Annotated in this window: 17 protein-coding genes, 1 tRNA gene and 1 pseudogene; 9 read left to right on the forward strand and 10 right to left on the reverse strand. The window is 65.6% G+C overall.

Annotated elements, in window-relative coordinates:
• Positions 1-26: 26 nt before the first annotated feature.
• Complete coding sequence (locus OSH10_RS15515; protein ID WP_266332760.1) at positions 27-791, reverse strand: RlmE family RNA methyltransferase; 765 nt, start codon at positions 789-791, stop codon at positions 27-29.
• On the reverse strand, positions 788-2,221 hold the full coding sequence (locus OSH10_RS15520) for a Ppx/GppA phosphatase family protein (protein ID WP_266332761.1): 1,434 nt from the start codon (positions 2,219-2,221) through the stop codon (positions 788-790). The genes OSH10_RS15515 and OSH10_RS15520 overlap by 4 nt, the downstream gene beginning before the upstream one ends.
• Positions 2,222-2,553: 332 nt before the next feature.
• On the opposite strand from OSH10_RS15520, the gene OSH10_RS15525 reads away from it, so the two are divergent.
• Positions 2,554-3,708: a transglycosylase SLT domain-containing protein gene (locus OSH10_RS15525; protein WP_266332762.1), complete on the forward strand. Its 1,155-nt coding sequence runs from the start codon at positions 2,554-2,556 to the stop codon at positions 3,706-3,708.
• A gap of 135 nt (positions 3,709-3,843) precedes the next feature.
• Entirely contained in the window at positions 3,844-4,323 is a 480-nt protein-coding gene (locus tag OSH10_RS15530; protein ID WP_266332763.1) for a VOC family protein, read from the forward strand.
• A 144-nt stretch (positions 4,324-4,467) separates the two neighbouring features.
• Here OSH10_RS15530 and OSH10_RS15535 read toward each other — a convergent pair whose 3' ends face one another.
• The 4 genes and pseudogenes from OSH10_RS15535 to OSH10_RS22970 form a co-directional block, all read right to left on the reverse strand.
• Positions 4,468-4,758, reverse strand: coding sequence for a hypothetical protein (locus OSH10_RS15535; protein ID WP_266332764.1), 291 nt, complete (start codon positions 4,756-4,758; stop codon positions 4,468-4,470).
• 2 nt (positions 4,759-4,760) lie between these two features.
• Positions 4,761-5,993: a zinc metallochaperone GTPase ZigA gene (gene zigA / locus OSH10_RS15540; protein ID WP_266332765.1), complete on the reverse strand. Its 1,233-nt coding sequence runs from the start codon at positions 5,991-5,993 to the stop codon at positions 4,761-4,763.
• 70 nt (positions 5,994-6,063) lie between these two features.
• Positions 6,064-6,459 (reverse strand): DUF4198 domain-containing protein, encoded by a 396-nt coding sequence (locus tag OSH10_RS15545; protein ID WP_266332766.1) that lies wholly within the window; start codon positions 6,457-6,459, stop codon positions 6,064-6,066.
• 164 nt (positions 6,460-6,623) lie between these two features.
• Positions 6,624-6,932: pseudogene (locus OSH10_RS22970) on the reverse strand (transcription termination/antitermination NusG family protein); the annotation flags it as partial.
• Positions 6,933-8,100: 1,168 nt separating this feature from the next.
• Between OSH10_RS22970 and OSH10_RS15550 the strand changes: the two are divergent.
• Positions 8,101-9,081 (forward strand): helix-turn-helix transcriptional regulator, encoded by a 981-nt coding sequence (locus OSH10_RS15550; RefSeq protein ID WP_266332881.1) that lies wholly within the window; start codon positions 8,101-8,103, stop codon positions 9,079-9,081.
• Between the two features lie 72 nt (positions 9,082-9,153).
• Entirely contained in the window at positions 9,154-10,629 is a 1,476-nt protein-coding gene (locus OSH10_RS15555; RefSeq protein WP_266332767.1) for an arylsulfatase B, read from the forward strand.
• A gap of 327 nt (positions 10,630-10,956) precedes the next feature.
• Here the strand turns inward: OSH10_RS15555 and OSH10_RS15560 are convergent.
• Positions 10,957-11,030, reverse strand: a tRNA-Gln gene (locus OSH10_RS15560).
• Between the two features lie 387 nt (positions 11,031-11,417).
• Here OSH10_RS15560 and OSH10_RS15565 point away from each other — a divergent pair.
• The 5 genes from OSH10_RS15565 (at position 11,418) to OSH10_RS15585 (ending at position 16,545) form a co-directional block, all read left to right on the forward strand.
• The gene (locus tag OSH10_RS15565) at positions 11,418-12,068 is read left to right on the forward strand and encodes a methyltransferase family protein (RefSeq protein WP_266332768.1); all 651 of its coding nucleotides are present in this window, start codon (positions 11,418-11,420) and stop codon (positions 12,066-12,068) included.
• A gap of 509 nt (positions 12,069-12,577) precedes the next feature.
• On the forward strand, positions 12,578-13,603 hold the full coding sequence (locus OSH10_RS15570) for an ABC transporter substrate-binding protein (RefSeq protein WP_407660722.1): 1,026 nt from the start codon (positions 12,578-12,580) through the stop codon (positions 13,601-13,603).
• A gap of 182 nt (positions 13,604-13,785) precedes the next feature.
• Positions 13,786-14,670, forward strand: a complete 885-nt coding sequence (locus tag OSH10_RS15575; RefSeq protein ID WP_266332770.1) for an ABC transporter permease — start codon at positions 13,786-13,788, stop codon at positions 14,668-14,670.
• Positions 14,667-15,452 (forward strand): ABC transporter permease, encoded by a 786-nt coding sequence (locus OSH10_RS15580; protein WP_266332771.1) that lies wholly within the window; start codon positions 14,667-14,669, stop codon positions 15,450-15,452. The genes OSH10_RS15575 and OSH10_RS15580 overlap by 4 nt, the downstream gene beginning before the upstream one ends.
• 22 nt (positions 15,453-15,474) lie before the next feature.
• Positions 15,475-16,545 carry an ABC transporter ATP-binding protein gene (locus OSH10_RS15585; protein WP_266332772.1) on the forward strand — a complete coding sequence of 357 codons (1,071 nt, stop codon included), beginning with the start codon at positions 15,475-15,477 and terminating at the stop codon, positions 16,543-16,545.
• Positions 16,546-16,687: 142 nt separating this feature from the next.
• On the opposite strand, the gene OSH10_RS15590 is transcribed toward OSH10_RS15585, so the two are convergent.
• The 3 genes from OSH10_RS15590 to OSH10_RS15600 are packed head-to-tail and all read right to left on the reverse strand — an operon-like array spanning position 16,688 to position 17,909.
• Positions 16,688-17,104 (reverse strand): GFA family protein, encoded by a 417-nt coding sequence (locus tag OSH10_RS15590; protein WP_266332773.1) that lies wholly within the window; start codon positions 17,102-17,104, stop codon positions 16,688-16,690.
• A gap of 23 nt (positions 17,105-17,127) precedes the next feature.
• A complete protein-coding gene (locus OSH10_RS15595) occupies positions 17,128-17,592 on the reverse strand; it encodes an SRPBCC family protein (RefSeq protein WP_266332774.1) in 465 nt (154 codons plus the stop codon).
• A 2-nt stretch (positions 17,593-17,594) separates the two neighbouring features.
• Positions 17,595-17,909, reverse strand: coding sequence for an ArsR/SmtB family transcription factor (locus OSH10_RS15600; RefSeq protein ID WP_266332775.1), 315 nt, complete (start codon positions 17,907-17,909; stop codon positions 17,595-17,597).
• Between the last annotated feature and the right edge of the window lie 111 nt (positions 17,910-18,020).

The following is an 18,020-nucleotide window of genomic DNA, read 5'->3' on the forward strand; positions in this document are numbered from 1 at the left end:
AAGGAGCCGGCATGGTCTCCACTACCTCACGGACGCCAGCTGCCGTCGTCCTCGGCCGCGTCGCGGGCGTGGCCCTCTTCGGCGCCGGTCTTGCGCCCCTTGAAGCCCTTGGCGAGCAGGAACAGCTCGACCGAGCCGGCGCGGCTGGCCGGCGGCTTGATGTGGTGGACCGAGGTGAAATGCTGCTTCAGCTGGGTCAGCACCGTATTCTCGGCGCCGCCGCGGAAAACCTTGGTCAGGAAATGCCCGCCCGGCTTCAGCACTCTGATGGCGAAATCGACCGCGACCTCGCAGAGGAAGATGGTGCGCAGATGGTCCGTCTTCTGATGGCCCGTCGTCGGGGCCGCCATATCCGAGAGCACGACATCGGCCCGTCCGCCCAGCGCCTGCTCCAGCAGCGCCGGCGCATCCTCGTCCAGGAAGTCCTTCTTGAACAGGATGACGCCCGGAAGCTCGTCCATCTCCAGATAGTCGATGGCGACGACCAGCTTCTTGTCGTCGGTCGAGCCGACGCGATCGACGGCCACCTGCGACCAGCCGCCAGGCGCCGCGCCCAGGTCGACCACGCTCATGCCGGGGGCCAGGATGTGATGCTTGTCGTCGATCTCGATCAGCTTGTAGGCGGCGCGCGAACGATAGCCCTCGCGCTTCGAACGCGCGACATAGGGATCGTTGAGCTGCCGCTCCAGCCAACGCTGCGACGAGGCCGTGCGGCCGCGCGAGGTCTTGACGCGCACCGTGAGCTCGCGCCCTCCGGATCCACGTCCCGAATTGTTCTTGGTGCCGGTCATGACGGCCTTCCATTCTGCCGATGCGGCGAACGGCGCCACACACCGTCTTCCGCCATCATCTCCACCAGTATTCCTTCGCGCAAGCCACGGTCCGCCACCCGAAGCCGCTGGCAGGGCCAACGCCGGCGGATCGCCTCGAGGATGGCGCAGCCCGCCAATACCAGATCCGCGCGTTCCTTGCCGATGCAGGGATTGGCGATCCGGGCGGCATAGTCCATGCCGGTCAACGTATTCATCATCAGATTGACTTCGTCGCCCGTCATCCAGGTTCCGTCAACCCGGCGCCGATCATAGCGCTCGAGGCCGAGATGCACGCCGGCAAGCGTCGTCACGGTGCCGGAGGTGCCCAGCATGTGCAGATTGCCCGCCGCGACCGCCTGGTCCAGCGCCTCCGCCTCCGGGAAATCCCGCAACATGTCGGCCACTTCCGCGACCATCGCCTCGAACACCTCGGTGGTCACCAGTTCGCCGCCATGGCGTTCGCTCAGCGTCACGACGCCGACCGGCAGGGACGCCCAGGTGCGGATACGGTCCGACATGCGCCGGCGCCGCGCTTCGGCGGGACGGGTCAGGTCGATCCAGACCAGCTCCGACGAGCCGCCGCCAATGTCGAACAGCAGGGCGCCATTCGAATTCGGATCGATCAGCGAGGCGCAGCCGGACACAGCGAGCCGCGCCTCGGTCTCGCGCGACACGATCTCCAGCACCAGGCCGGTCTCGCTGCGCACGCGCTCGAGAAAGATCGCGCCATTCTCGGCCGAGCGGCAGGCTTCGGTAGCGATCAGCCGCGCGCGCATCACGCCGCGATCCGCCAGCTTCGAACGGCAGATGCGCAATGCGTCCACGGCCCGGTCCATCGCCGCCTCGCCAAGGCGCCCGCTGCGGCCGACGCCCTCGCCGAGCCTGACGATGCGTGAAAACGCATCGACCACGCGAAATCCGCGCTCGCGCGGCTGCGCGATCAGCAGGCGGCAATTATTAGTGCCAAGATCGAGCGCCGCATAAAGCGCATCCGGCGCCATATCGGCGCGCGGCCTCGGTTCGGGACGGGCGGATCCGCGCGTCTCGTGTCCATGCGGCGATCGTGCCGGATTGCCGGCAGGACGCGCATGCGCGGCATGACCGGGTCGCGCTCCGCCGTTAACCGCGGATCGAGCCCCCGTATCGCGTTCCGGCATACCGGAGCGCGCGGCGTCGCCGAGCTTGCCGTTTCCGGCTTTCGCATCCGAGGGCTTTTGCCCCGATGCATAGACAGGCCCGCGCTTCTTGCGCCGCCTGCCCTTCTTCTTGCCGACCCGTCCCGCGCCATTGCCCATGGGGGCCTGGCCAGAACCATCGGCGGTCCCGACATGGTTCCGTGGCGTCGCCACGGAATCACTGACGGGCGCACCGGATTCCGCGATCAGCGGATCCTCGCCCGAGATTGTCACATCAAATCCTTCGGCTGCGCGGACACAGGGCAAAATGAGCCCGGCGCGCAGCTCATCGCGTGCCTTGTTGAAACGGAGTGTAGCAGCAAGCGGCGACGGCACAAGCGCGGGCCGGCAATGAGCTTTGCCGGCGATCCCGTCGGGCGCCGGGAAGCGGCTGCGCTATGCTTAACGGATTCCTCCGGCTTCTTGGAAAAGCCACAAATTGCCGTTCTTTGGACAAGAATGTAGCCGCGCCAGGCGCGCCCATCGCACGCATTTCGATAGGTGGCTTGCCTCTTCGGCCTCCGCGTGAGAGTTTTATCGAACGATTAACCAGGCTTGGAGCCTCCTTGATCCGACTGTCAAACCCGATGCACCCGCGATCCCGCCGCGTCCAGCCTGCCCTTTCCGGGTGGATGCGTGGCCTGATCGGCCTGTCGCTGGGGCTGCTGCTCCCGGCCGTGGCCCTTGCCGATAACGGCGCGACGCGCGAGGTCATCGAGGCCCGCATCGCCTATTACGCCAAGACCTACGGCGTGCCGGTGGAGTTGCTGCGCAAGGTTGTCCGGACCGAAAGCACGTTCAATCCGGCTGCGCGCAACGGCCCCTATTGGGGACTGATGCAAATCCTGCCCAAGACCGCCGAGGGTCTCGGCTATCGCGGATCCCCCAAGGGACTGCTCGATGCGGAGACCAACCTGATCTATGGCGGCGCCTATCTGGCCAATGCCTACATCATCGCCGGCGGCAATCAGGCCAAGGCCCACAGCCTCTACAAGAGCGGCTACTATTACGAGGCGAAGCGCAAGCGGCTGCTGACGAAGCTCATCAAGGTTCCGATGGGGACGACGCCGGTTCTGGTCGCCGGCAAGATCGTCACCCGCCCGTCGAACAAGACCATGCTGGCCCTGGCCACTCCGGTCGCCGCCGACAATCCCGCCGCGCAGAAGGCACCGGCCGAAAAGCTGGTGCTGGCCGAGGGCGCCAAGCCCGATATCGCCGCCGAGGCGGACGCAGCCTCGGTCGCCGTCGCGACGGCCATGGCGCCCGTCCCGCCCCGCAAGCCCGTCGTCGCCGCTCCCGTCGTCGAGATGGCCGCCATCGTCCCACCGATCCTGCCGCGTCCCCGGCCCGCCACGTCGGCGCAGGTCGCGACCCACCAGGACGCACCGGCCGCGGCTCCTGTTCGCGGGCTGGTCTTCGCCACCGCGATCCTGCCGCCTTCGAAGGTCATCCGGCCGGACTACGCCGAGCAGACCATCGCCCAGCCGGAACTGGCGCTGGCCAGCGCCTCGTCTCGCTTCGCCAAGGATGCGACCGGCATGGCGTTCGCGACGCCCTCGCCGGCACGGCTTTCCGCCGCGCACAAGCTGCCGGCCGCCATTCGGATTGCCTCGACCGATGACGGCGTCCGCTCGGATGCCCCCGGCTGCTGCCGCATGGATGCGTCGGACCCCAGCGCCGCGCCCCTGCCCCGCGCCCGTCCCGCCCACGGGACCAACTGACCGGCCTCTGCCCGTCCCGCCCCAAAGCTTGACCCCGGATCGTCGCGATGCCTAGCTAGGGTCCATCCGGCACGAGCCGGCAGCGATCGAGACCCCGTCCGAGAGAGGCGGGGCTTGTGGCGGGAGGGACAAAGCATGAGAACCTTCACCGAAGGCGGCACGATGCAGGTCGCCTATGTCGTCCGTGATCTCGAAGCGGCGATGAAGCGGCACTGGGACATCTTCCAGATCGGCCCCTGGGACATCTACCAGTTCGAGCCCGGCAAGGTTCAGAACTACTTCTATCGCGGCAAGCCGGCGACGCATACCTGCCTGATCGCGGTCGCCTGGAGCGGCGATACCCAGCTCGAACTGATGCAGCCGCTGACCGGCTACAGCATCTATGACGAGCACCTCGAAAAGCACGGCGAAGGCCTGCACCACATCAAGCTGTTCTATGCGGATTGCGAGAAGGCGGTCGAGGAATTCACCCGCCAGGGCTATCCGGTGATCCAGAGCGGCCGGATCGACGAGGACGAGCACTACTACCTCGATACCGAGAAGGACTTCGGCTACGTCATCGAACTCGGCAATGCCGGCCGGATCCGCCCGGCCGAGCGCCGCTATCCGGCCTGAGGCCTCTGGCCCATCCCTTTCGCGTGCGCCAGAGGCAAGACCGGTGCGGAATCGATTCCGCACCGGTCCGGGAATAAGCGCCTCGCCGCCCGTCCACGCCCCGTCAGAGCGGGAGCTTCGTCGCGTGGATGCCCGGCGAAGACCTCAAGCGGGGAGGGACACGGCGCGACCGCTCAAGGCAAGGGTGAGTTCATCCTGCGTCAGATCCGCCATGGCCTTGTGCAGCGCCAGCTTGAAGGGCGGGCCTTGGACCGGCACCACCAGGATCACCGTCTCGCGCGGTGGACAGTTCGGGCGCGAGCAGGCCAGTTCATGCACGAGAACGCGGGTCGCCTCGTCGAAGTCGAGCGCCGCGCGGGTCCAGCCCTTGATCCGGGCCGCGGCCTCGGCTCGCTGGGCTGCATCGCGCGGGGCGAACGGGTTGAACAGACGCACGCCTATGCCGCCTGGCCGCGCCGCCAGGCAGGAAACGGGTCTGGAAGCGTGCTGAAGGAGGCGAGATCGAAGCGCGAGGGATCGGACGGCCCGACGAGACATTCGTCCAGCGCCGCGCGGATGGCGGCCTCGTCGAGCCTGGTGCCGATGAAGACCAGTTCCTGACGGCGATCGCCCCAGACCGGCGCCCAGTTGCGGCGGAGCATCGAGGTCCAGTCGGGATCGTTCGGCCAGCGCTCCTTCGGCACGGCCGCCCACCAGAAGCCCATCGGCCCGGTACGGCACAGCGCGCCGGCCAAGCTCATGTCGCCGACCCACTCCGGCCGCGTCGCCAGCCAGAACAGCCCCTTCGCACGGATGAGCCCCGGCCAGGTCGCATCGAGAAACGACTGAAATCGCGCCGGATGAAACGGCCGCCGCGCCCGGTAGACGAAGCTGGATACACCATATTCCTCTGTTTCCGGCACATGGTCGCGAAAGCCATGCAATTCCTTGAACCAGAGCGGATGCTCCTGCGCCTTGTCGTAGTCGAACAGGCCGGTGCCGAGCACGTCGTCGATGGCGACGCGCCCGAAGCTGGCAAAGACGATGCGGGCATCGGGATTGAGCGCCTTGACGATGGTCACCACCAGGTCGCGCTCGCCATCCGCGACATCGCCGCTCTTGTTGACGACGACGACATTGGCGAATTCGATCTGGTCGACGAGCAGATCGACCAGCGTCCGCTCGTCGCCCTCGCCCGCTGTCTCGCCGCGATCGCGCAGGAAATCGCGACTGGAATAGTCCCTGAGCAGGTTCACCGCATCGACGACGGTCACCATGGTGTCGAGACGGGCGACATCGGCCAGAGACGCGCCTTCCTCGTCACGAAAATCGAAGGTGGCGGCGATCGGCAGCGGCTCGGCGATGCCGGTGCCCTCGATCAGCAGATAGTCGAACCGTCCCTCGGCCGCGAGCCTCCGGACTTCGGCCAGGAGATCATCGCGCAGCGTGCAGCAGATGCAGCCGTTCGACATTTCCACCAGCCGCTCATCCGTGCGCGACAGGTTGGCGCCGCCGTCACGGACCAGCGCCGCGTCGATGTTCACCTCGCTCATGTCGTTGACGATGACGGCGACGCGGCGACCTTCGCGATTATGGAGAATGTGGTTGAGCAGTGTGGTCTTGCCGGCGCCGAGAAAGCCGGAGAGCACGGTGACGGGCAGGCGGGAATCATCGGGACGGGACGCGGGCATAGGCAGATCCATGATGAGGGAATGGCACGACGCATCCGGCCGGGAGCGCAGCGCTCCCGGCCGGAGGGCATCAGTCTTCGTGATGGCCGTTGACGAAGGAGAGCGTGGCGAAGTGGTTGGCCGTGTCGGCCTTGCTGGCATCGGTGAACGGGACCTGGTGCAAGACCGCGATGACGTTCAGCCCTTCATTGCGGATCAGGACCTCGCCGATGCCGTCGGCATCCGTCGTGCCGAGCGTGGACTCGGCCGCGTTGACATAGTCCGGCGTGATGGCAACGCCCGCGACCGGCTTGCCGTCATAGAGCACCCGCACCTTGAACACCTCGCCGGCGGCAAGCTCGGTCGGGTTGACCAGCGGCACGATCTGCAACGGCTGCGCCGGCAGCGCGGGCGCGGCGTCGCCATGCAGATGGCGGATGGTGACATTGTGCTTCCAGTTGTCACCCGCCTCGGTCGCGCCGGGCACTTCGTTCTTCGGCTTGGCGACCCATTTTCCGTCCGCGCCCCTGGAACCATCTCCGCGAACGGGCCCACCAGCACACGCACGGTACTGCCTTCGGTCAGGATCGGCTGTTCGTTGAGCAGGCCCGACGCATCCGCCAGGCGTTGCATGCCCTCGACCAGCCCGACCGGAAATGCCATCGGACGGTCTCCCTGCATGATCAGCGAGCGGACCCCAACGGTCGCATTGATCGGGCGCCAGGCCTCGGTTGCGAGGTCGAGGGAGACAAAGACGTAGCCGGGGAAAAAGGCCACCGACTTCTCGACGGTCTTGCGCGCATGCCGGACCATCCGGCGCTGCCGGGGGAGCCAGGAGACGAAACCCTGCCGTCCGATATTCAGCTGCGCGACATCTTCCCTGCCGGGCTGGGAGGCCGCGACGTACCAGCGTCGCGTGGCCTGCGACGGTCGAGGGTCTCCCCTCGTCGCTTCGCTCAAGGGGCCTTACCGTGGCATGGGTCGTTCAACAAGAACACTCCAGGCAAAACGCCAAACCTAACGTCGCACGACCGCACGACGCCTACACGTTCATCAACAGGCTAGGGATCGTTGCATAATACGGCGGCAATCGGTGGCTGCCAAGTCGGCAAGGCCTGTTTTCCTCACCACAACGCCGCTTCCCACGGTCTCGTCCGGCACGGATCTGCGGGAAGGCGGGCCGCGCTTCGCACGATCGGATATCACCCCGTGCCGCAAGGCGCCGTCTGCCGCGTCTCCGGCTTGAACGCGGCACGGCGGCGGCGTCTGGCCATCTCCGTGAATGGCATCAGGGACCACGGGCCCCGCCCGCGCATCGGAAGGCATGCCCGCCGAGGCAGGCCGTCGCCCGCTTGATCATCGCCGCCTCGCCCGGCATCGCGGAACCGTTGCCGGATCGCGCGCAACGGTGTGCCGTTCGCCCGCTGGTACAGCCTGATTTCGGATGTCCGACTGCGTCTTCTTCGACGCCCCCAACGTCCTGGCGTTCCTCGACGCGGTCGGAACCGATCCCGAAGGGATCATGGCACCGGAGTGGGCCCGCCGGCAGCTTGTGTCGACGGGCCGCAGAGTCCGCTTAGCAGGGCTGGTTGGACGTGCAGACAACCGCCGCAATGCGCTGCAGCTGTGCACCCTTGGAAAGGACCGGACGCTCGTAGGTCTTCTTCATAATGTTGCCCCTCAGGCGTTGTTGACGCTGCGTTCTCTGCCACCATGGCAGGCTCCTGTCGATTGCAAGCCGGCAACACCGCACACGAAATTCCGGTGCACTGGCGACAGGCTCGCGCCTCCCGGCCACAACCGGCGTCCACGCCGCCCCGTCAAGGCGTGCAGGCTCGATCGCCCGGGCCGTCGAGATCGCCACCGTCGCGCGCCTCAAGGCGTTCCTGGCGGGACGCCTGCTCCCGCCCGACAAGGTGCGGCCTGATCGTGGAACCGATCCGCTCCAATGCCCCCGCCCCCCTGTCGCGCCGGCTCGGTGCCTATTCTCATGCAACATGCTGACGTAGGGACATTCTGTCCATACTATGCTCAAGGCGAGGCGGAGAGCGCCTGCGGCATTCCTGGAGCCGGTTGATCGATGTGGGATCGAAACTCTGTCAGCCTGTCACTGATCCACATGCTCCCCATGGTGGCTGGGCACAGGGGAGTGTCGCTCGATAGCATTCTGGCAAGGGCCGGTTTGGCCCGAGATGCGCTTTCACAAACAGGCCTTGTCGCGGCAAGGAGCCAGGTCTGCTCGCTCTTGAACGAACTGTCGCGCCGGTCCGGCGAGGCGACGATCGGGTTCGACTTGGCGGCAGCCGCCGACCCGACCAAGCTGGGGCTGACCGGACGAGCGCTTTTCGGAGGGCGGACATTGCGGGAATGCCTGGTTCTGCACGCCCGCCACATGCCGACCCTGCAGGGTGGCGTAAGCATGGGGCTCGACGTTAGGGATGGCCGGGCTCACTGGCGCCACGCGATGGCCAATAGCGATGCCGCGCATGCCGGCGTGCTGAACGAGGGCATCGCCGCCTTCGTGCTGGCTGCGCTGCGCGCGATTGCAGGCGCGGATGGCGTCGACGCACAAATCACGCTTCCGCATCGGCCGAGGGCGTCGAGCCGATTGTATGAGGAAAAACTCGGGGCCGGCGTCTCCTTCGGCAACGGCGTCGGCATTTCGGTGAGCTTCGATGCGGCCTGGCTCGACCGCCCCAATCCTCATCTAGGAGGGTCGCGGCTGGCCGAGGAGCCCGGCGAGGCCATCGTCGACAGCCAGGATTGGAACCAGGACGACACGCTGACGATGGCCCTGGAACGGATCTTTTCCAGCGCCGCCCTGGCGGGAACGCTCTCGCTGCTCGATGCGTCCCGCAGCCTCGGCATTGCCCCGCGCAGCCTTCAGCGACGGCTGCTCGCCTCCGGCACATCGTTTGAAGCCTTGGTCGATACATGGCGGCGCAGCCTTGCCCGCACTCAGCTAGCCGACCCGGCACTGCCTGTCGGCTCGATTTCCAGGTCCCTCGGCTATAGCGATCCCGCGCATTTCGTCCGCGCATTCCGACGTTGGGAGGGCATCACCCCGCTCGCCTATCGGCGAATCGTCGTGGCGCGAAATGGCAATTGAGCGCGGCCAGACTTGTCTCTACGGCAATGGGTAACACTCTTTCGCAGCCTCTCGTTCCGAAGGGGAACGCCCATGCCGAAGTCAGAACGCGTGCAGCCCGCAAACGCCTCGTCACCCAGCCGCCGGGATGTGATGGCCGGCGGCGGCGCCTTCCTTGCCGCCATGGCGGGACTGTCGCTGCTCGCCGGGCAGGCCCGCGCGGCGGGGACCACGCGCCCTCACATCCTCTACATCATGGCCGACGACCTCGGTTTCGCGGATGTCGGCTTCCACGGCTCGGACATCCGAACGCCCCATCTCGACAATCTCGCTACCGGCGGGGCGAAACTGCATCAATTCTACACGCAGTGCATGTGCACCCCGACCCGCGCCGCTCTGATGACGGGGCGCTATCCGCTGCGCTATGGCCTGCAGACCGGCGTGATCCCCTCGGGGGGCAGCTACGGCCTCGCGACGGACGAGTTCCTGCTGCCGCAGGCGCTGCAACAGGCGGGCTACGCCACCGCCCTTGTCGGTAAATGGCATCTTGGCCATGCGGATCAGAAATACTGGCCGCGACAGAGGGGCTTCGACACCTTCTACGGGCCGCTCGTGGGCGAGATCGATCACTTCAAGCACGAAGCGCATGGGGTGACCGATTGGTACCGCGACAACAAGCTGGTCGAGGAAGAGGGCTACGATACCGAGTTATTCGGCGCCGAGGCCGTTCGGATGATCGGAGGGCACGATCCCGACAAGCCGCTCTTCCTCTATCTGGCTTTCACCGCGCCGCACACGCCCTTCCAGGCGCCCAAGCGCTTTCTCGATATCTATGCCGACATCGAGGATCCGTCCCGCCGCACCTACGCCGCGATGATCACCGCGATGGACGAACAGATCGGCAAGGTCGTGGAGGCGCTCGAAACGCGTGGCATGCGGGAGAACACGCTGATCGTCTTCCATTCCGACAATGGCGGAACCCGCTCGAAAATGTTTGCCGGCGAGAGCGCCGTGTCGGGCGATCTTCCCGCCAGCAACGCACCGTATCGCGAAGGCAAGGGCACGCTGTACGAGGGCGGCACGCGCGTCGTGGGGCTGGCGAACTGGCCAGGCCAGATCCCGCCGGCCGAAGTCGACGCGGCCCTGCATGTCGTCGACATGCTGCCGACGCTCGCGAAACTGGCGGGAGCCGACCTGTCCGCTTCCAAGACGCTGGACGGGCAGGACATCTGGCCGACGCTTGCGTCCGGAAGCACGATCCGCACCGAGCTGGTCTACAATATCGAGCCGACGCAGGGCGCCGTTCGGCACGGGCAATGGAAGCTGCTCTGGCAGGCAGTGCTTCCGCCCAAGATCGAGCTGTTCGACCTCGATGCCGATCCCGGCGAAACCAGGGACGTGTCGCGGAACCATCCCGAGAAAGTGGCGGAACTGCAGGCCCGGGTCGTTGAACTGGCTCAGGCCATGGCCCCGCCGCTGTTCTACGGCAGCGCGCTGAAGCTCACCCTCTCCTCGCCGCTCTCGACGCCCAACGCGGCGCTCTACGAGATGGGCCTGGAATCCGACTAGGCCGTTCCGGAGAACCGCCTGCAGGATGCAACCGAGCGTGTGTCCCGCCTTGGCGGGATGCACCCGGATCCGGCCGCAGAGCGACGGCAACGGCGGCGGATGGCGTCCTCATCGCGACAATCGCATTCGCCCTGATCGCAGCCGCCCCGGAACGAAATCGATGCAGGTCGGCAATCCCGTGCCGCATCCCGATCGCGCGGATGGGCGGGCACGCGACTGAAATCGTCGCAAATCCCAGGAAGCGCGCCGCAACACGCACACGACATGCAGCCATCGAAAAAGACGGACCACGACAGAATAGGCTGTTGGCTTGATTACGGAGGTGAGTGGCTGGGGAACCTGGATTCGAACCAAGACTAACGGAGTCAGAGTCCGTCGTTCTACCGTTAAACTATTCCCCAACAAGGCCGCTTTGCTGTCTCGCAGATGGTCCGGATCGTTCGATCCGCCGGAGACGTTTGCCGCTGGCCGCGCCGTGGGTGTGGAGATAGGGGGTTTCGGCGGCCCGGTCAAGCGACTGTTTCGGCAATCCCTTCGCAATCCACAGCCCCCCTATCGCCGGTCGAAATTTTCGGGGCATCCATCCGCACCCGGGCGGGACGACGCGCCCGCCTTTCCGCGCCGCGCCACGGCGCGCCGGTTTTTTTCGCCCGAAAGTCCGCTCCTCCACGCCGACGCCTCCCCCCGGCTTGCACGCGCCCCCCTCCCGATGCACAGACCGGCCGGACGACAGGGGCAGCGTCGATGCCGCAGCGATTCACATCCCTAGACCGTTCGGAATCGCTACAATGCAACGAGGTCAGGTTCTTCTTCTCTCCTGCGGCGGGCACAATGTGCGACCAGTAGCGCTCAACCAGAGACTGCGTATCCATCTCGTTCAGCTCGCGGCGGTGATCTTCGCCCTGCTTCTGCTGCTGGTGCGACCCTATTGGAGCGGGGAAATCCATGAGTTCCTCGAATCGGCGGGGTTCTGCCTGGTGCTCGTCTGCGTCGCCGGCCGGATGTGGAGCATTCTCTATATCGGCTCGCGCAAGAACCGCGCCCTGACCACGCTCGGCCCCTATTCGATGACGCGAAATCCGCTCTATCTGTTCTCCACGATTGGCGCGGTGGGGGTCGGCCTGATCTTCGGATCCATCCTGATCGCGCTGATGCTCGGGCTGTTCAGCTATCTCGCCTTCACCATGACCGCCACCAAGGAGGCGGATCACCTGAAGACCCTGTTCGGGCCGGAATTCGACGCCTATGCCGCGCGCACGCCGCTGTTCTGGCCGAAATTCTCCCTCTACCGCGATAGCGCCGATGTCGCCTTCTCCCCCCATGCGCTGAAGCGGACCTTCCTGGACGGCCTGCTTTTCCTGGCGATCTTCCCGCTGATGGAAGGGCTGGAATATGTGCAGAGCCAGGGCTTTCTGCCGGTGCTGGCGCGTCTCTACTGACGGCGCCTTCCCCCCATGGAGGAACCGTCGCCGCGTGTCGCTCCCGTCGCGGCCGCCTTTCCCGGGCCGCCCCTGGCTTGCCGGAGGCACAGGGCCGGCGCCGCACATCCCCGGAGGCAGCGCCCGTCGCGCCGCCTTCCGTCGCCTGAAGGACCTTACGAGGCGGCTTACGAGTCTTCGGCCGCTGCGCTAAGCTTCTCCGTCCGGGCGCAGCGTTCGCGCTCGGCAACAGGGGAACGGATGCATTCGGAAGCGCCGGAGTTGTGCCAAACTTTGACAAAACAGGCGGAAAGCCGCGAAGCGCCTCGACTCCAAGCGACATCCAAGTTTCAAGAATGCATGCTAGCGTTGAAAGTAGACGGCTTAACATCAGGCCGGCCAGGGGGCCGCGCCGGGGCAACTGGGCGAAACCTCGCCGAGGGAGAAGAAGCATGAAGACGAACTGGATGCGGATTTCGGTTTCCGCGCTCGCCATCTGCGCAACGTCGGGCGTGGCTTTCGGCCAGAGCATGGACGAGCTGATCGCCGCGGCGAAGAAGGAAGGCCAGCTCACCACCATCGCCCTTCCGCATGACTGGTGCGGCTATGGCGCCGTCATCGAAGGCTTCAAGGCCAAGTATGGCATCGCCGTCAACGAGCTGAACCCCGACGCGGGCTCCGGCGACGAGATCGAGGCAATCAAGGCCAACAAGGGCAATACCGGCCCGCAGGCGCCCGACGTCATCGATGTCGGTCTCTCCTTCGGCCCCTCGGCCAAGGCCGAGGGCCTGCTGCAGCCCTACAAGGTCTCGACCTGGGACACGATCCCGGACGCCGCCAAGGACGCCGAAGGCTACTGGTACGGCGACTACTACGGCGTGCTCTCCTTCCTGGTGAACACCGACATCGTCAAGACCGTGCCGCAGGACTGGCCGGACCTGCTTGCCGACGATCTCGCCAATTCCGTGGCTCTGGCCGGTGACCCGCGCGTCGCCAACCAGGCGATTCAGGGCGTCTTTGCCGCCGGCCTTTCCGGTTCGAAGGGCGATGTCGCCAAGGCCGGCGAGGAAGGCCTCAAGTTCTTCGCCGAGCTGAACAAGAAGGGCAACTTCGTGCCCGTCATCGGCAAGTCGGCATCGCTGGCCCAGGGTTCGACCCCTGTGATCATCGCCTGGGATTACAACGCACTGAGCTGGCGCGACATTCTCAAGGGCAATCCGGCCGCCGAGGTCGTCGTGCCGAAGACCGGCGTCGTCGCCGGCGTCTATGTCCAGGCGATCAGCGCCTATGCGCCCCATCCGAACGCTGCCAAGCTGTGGATGGAATATCTCTATTCCGACGAAGGCCAGCTCGGCTGGCTGAAGGGCTATTGCCACCCGATCCGCTTCGACGATCTCGCCAAGAACGGCAAGATCCCGGCCGATCTGCTGGCCAAGCTTCCGCCGGCCGATTCCTATGCCAAGGCGGTGTTCCCGACGGTCGAGCAGCAGAACGCTTCCAAGGAAGTAATCAGCAAGCAGTGGGATTCGGTCGTCGGCGCCGAAGTCGCCAAGTAGTCGACGTCCGCGGGCCACAGCCCCTCGCGAAACGGAAGAGCCTGGTCTTGACCAGGCTCTTTTCCGTTGCTTCGCCGGCTATGTCCGGCTGCGCGGCGCGGTTATTTCGGCCCTGCCCCTTGCCTCTTGTTGGGTGCGCCAGCATCCTGCAATCCTGAACCGACGGCCAGCACAGGGTGCCCATGGCTCAATCGACAGTCGAGATCGCCACCACGAAGCCGCGCCCCATGTCGCTGAGCTGGCTTGGCGTCATGCCGTTCCTGATCTTCGCGCTGATGTTCCTGATCCTGCCGGCGGGCTATCTCGTCATCGGCGCGTTCCAGACCCCGGATGGCAGCTTCACGCTGCAGAACATCGCCAATCTCAACCAGCCGACCATTATCCGGGCCTACCGGATGAGTATCGCGATCAGCGCGGCCTCCGCCCTGCTCGGCTCGCTGCTCGGCTTCGCGCTGGCGCTTGCCATCGTCCTGGGCAAGCTGCCGCGGTGGGTACGACCGATGCTGATGACCTTTTCCGGCGTCGCCTCGCAATTCGCCGGAGTGCCGCTCGCCTTCGCCTTCCTGGCGACGCTGGGCCGAACCGGCCTGGTCACGGCGCTGCTGTTCAACATCTTTGGCATCAACATCTATCGCTACGGCTTCAACCTGCTCAGCTTCTCCGGGCTGACCATCACTTATCTCTATTTCCAGATCCCGCTGATGGTGCTGATCCTCACGCCGGCGCTGGACGGGCTGAAGCGCGAATGGCGCGAGGCGTCGTCGATCCTGGGCGCATCGACCTGGCAATACTGGCGCATGATCGCGCTGCCGATCCTGTGGCCGAGCCTGCTCGGCGCCTTCATGCTGCTGTTCGCCAATTCCTTCGGCGCGATCGCGACGGCCTATGCGCTGACCGGCTCGTCGCTCAACATCATCACCATCCTGCTCTACGCGCAGATCCGCGGCGACGTGCTGCATGATCCCAATCTCGGTTATGCGCTGGCGCTGGGCATGATCCTGATCACCGGCATCTCGAACGGCATCTATATCTGGCTGAGCTCGCGCACGGGACGGTGGATCCGATGAAAGAGTCCCGTCTCTTCCCCTGGCTCGGCGTCATCTTCGGCGCGACCTATTTTCTGGTGCCGCTGATCGCGACGTTCGAGTTCTCGCTGCGGATGGAGCGCGGTCGCTATTCGTTCGAGGCCTATCGCATCGTCCTGGCCGATCCCTATTTCCAGGCGAGCTTCGGCTATTCGGCCGTGATCGCGGTCTGCACCATTCTCGTCGGCATCGCGCTTTCGGTGCCGACGGCCTATGTCGTGCAGCTGAAGCTGCCGCGCCTGCGCCCCGTCGTCGAGTTCATCACGCTGCTGCCGCTGGTCATTCCGGCGATCGTCATCGTGTTCGGCTATCTCCGCATGTACAATTCCTCGTCCTGGCTGCCGCTCACCTCCAGCGCGCGCGGAACCGATCTTCTGCTGACCTTCAGCTATGTGACTCTCGCCCTGCCCTACATGTATCGCTCGGTCGATACCGGGCTTCGCGCGATCGATGTGCGGACCCTGACGGAAGCCGCGCAAAGCCTCGGCAGTTCGTGGCCGCGCATCCTGCTGACCGTGATCCTGCCCAATGTCCGCGTCGCCGTTCTCTCGGGCGCGTTCCTGACCTTCGCGATCGTCATCGGCGAATTCACCATGGCAAGCCTGCTCAACCGCCCGGCCTTCGGTCCGTACCTGCAGCGGATCGGCGCCAACCGCGCCTATGAGCCGGCGGCGCTCGCCATCATTGCCTTCGCCATCACCTGGGCCTGCATGGGCCTGATCAATCTATTCGCGGCCATGGGTCGACAGACCCAGCGCCGTTGAACGAGTTTCCAAGGAAGCGAACATGGCATTCCTGACGATCGAGAAATTGGTCAAGACATTCGGCGCCCAGACGACGGTCAAGGGCATTGACCTTGCGGTCGAACGGGGCGAGTTCGTGACGCTGCTCGGTCCCAGCGGCTGCGGCAAGACGACGATCCTGCGGATGATCGCGGGCTTCGAGACCGCCACGAGCGGCACGATCCGCATCGATGGCAAGGACGTCACCAATCTGCGCCCCAACCAGCGCCATATCGGCATGGTGTTCCAGGCCTACGCGCTGTTCCCCAACATGAGCGTCGCCGACAACATCGCCTTCGGCCTCAAGGTGGCACGGAAGCCCTCGGCCGAGATCGCGGCGCGGGTGAAGGAGATGCTGGAGCTGATCAAGCTGCCGGATCTCGGCGATCGCTACCCCTACCAGCTCTCGGGCGGCCAGCAGCAGCGCGTGGCGCTGGCCCGCGCCCTCGCGGTCAAGCCGCAGATCCTGCTGCTCGACGAGCCGCTCTCCGCGCTCGACGCCAAGATCCGCATTTCGCTGCGCGAGGAAATCCGCGCCGTTCAGCGCGCGCTCGGGATCACCACGATCTTCGTCACGCACGACCAGGAAGAAGCGCTCTCCATGTCAGATCGCATCTGCGTCATCAACGAGGGCAATATCGAGCAGTTGGGCACGCCGTTCGAGATCTACAATTATCCCAAGACCCGCTTCGTGGCGTCCTTCGTCGGCACGCTCAACATCCTGAACGGCCGCGTGCTGGATTCGACCTCGGGCCGGCTTTCGATCGATGATCAGGAAGTCATCACGGCGCGGGGAATCGGGGGAGCCAGCACCGGCGACACCCTGGCGCTCGCCCTGCGGCCGGAGGCGCTGTCGATCGGCCACGCCAATGGCGGCAGCAACAATCTGACCGGCACCATCGACGAGGTGCATTTCCTCGGCTCGGTGGTCCGCATCCGCGTCCGTTTCAAGGACAACATCGTCTCGCTCGACACCTTCAACCGCCCGCACAGCGCTCCCCCCGAGCGCGGCCAGCCGGTCACGGTGAACTTTACGCGGGAAGATATCCTGGTGCTGGACCGCCCGACGATCTGAGGGGCGGACCGGCGGTTTGTCGCGGCGAGTGTCTCGAGAGCTCCCATGTGGTGACAAACGCAGGTGAGCCCCCTCTCCCGCGCGCGGGAGAGGGCCGGGGTGAGGGTCTTGCTTCCCGACGGCTTGGCAGCGACGACCGCCCTTACCCGCTCGGCATGCCGTCGAAACGCGGCAAGGCGGGGTCGATCGCGTCCCAGGCGAGGGCACGACCGGAATAGGTCACGATCTGCGGCTTGAAGCAGGCCGGCTCGTCGAGACCGGCGGCGTGGACCGCGATCAGGTCCGGCATGGCGACGAAGGTGACGTAGACCGGCGTTCCACAGGTCGGGCAGAAGGCATGGACCTTGAGGTTGCCGCTGTCGCCGGCGACCTGCCATTCCCTCGCCTGGCCGGTGATCGTCATGTCGGAGCGCTGGGCAAAGGTGAGGTAGGAGCTATGCCCGGTGCCGCTGCGCTGCTGGCACTGGCGACACTGGCAGTGCAGTTCGACCATCGGTTCGCTGCCGGTTTCATAGCGGATCGCGCCGCACGCGCATCCACCGGTATAGGGCTTCGTCATCGTCTCGCTCCATCGCAACGGAATCACGCGGCCTTGGGCTTGGCGAAGATGTCGAGCGCGCGGCCGGTTTCCAGATAGGATTTGAGGCTGGAAAGAACGATCGGCCAGCCCTTCGTGATCCCCTGCTCCATGCCGCTGCCGGCTTCGAGCTCGTCATGCGTGACGGTCAGCCGGACCATGTCGTCATATTCGGCGATGTCGAATGTCACCCGGCTATGGCTTTCCGGATCGGCGGCCTGCGAGGCGTTCGCCCAGCTGATGACCAGCCGGTTCGGCGGCGTGACTTCCACGACCTTGCCGATCAGCTGGACCGTCCGCTCCGCATCGGCGCGGACATGCTGCCACTCCGAACCGGGCCGCCAGTCGGACACGTTCTCGTGGCCCCAGTAGCGCCGGGCGATCTCCGGCCTGGTGATCGCCTCGAACACCTTTTCGGGCGTCGAGAGGACATAGGTCACGTACACGAAGCGCGTCGTCTCTTTGGGCATGGCTACCCTCCTTCGAGTTCTTGCTTCAGATCATGCAGCAGGCTGAGCCGCTGCCGTTCGAATTTGCGCACCCACCGCTCATAGACTTCGTGCAGCGGCACGGGATTGATGAAGTGCAGCTTCTCCCGTCCCCGCCGGACCGTGCTGACGAGATTGGCCGCCTCGAGGATCCCGAGATGCTGGGTCGCCGATTGCCGGGTCATGTCGAGGTGCTCGCAAAGCTTCCCGAGCGTCTGTCCGTTCTGTTCGCAGAGCAGGTCGAGCAGCCGCCTGCGGGTCGGGTCGGCCAGGGCCTTGAAAACATCGTCGGCGTGCATCGCTCCTCACTCGCGTCGGAGGACAGAATATGCAGGTAGATACCTGCATGTCAAATCACGGCCAGGCCGACGCCCGTCCGGGCTAACGGCGGGGTAACGGGCCGTTACCGT

Origin of the sequence: Kaistia defluvii, assembly GCF_026343955.1 — a bacterium.
GTDB lineage: Bacteria > Pseudomonadota > Alphaproteobacteria > Rhizobiales > Kaistiaceae > Kaistia > Kaistia defluvii.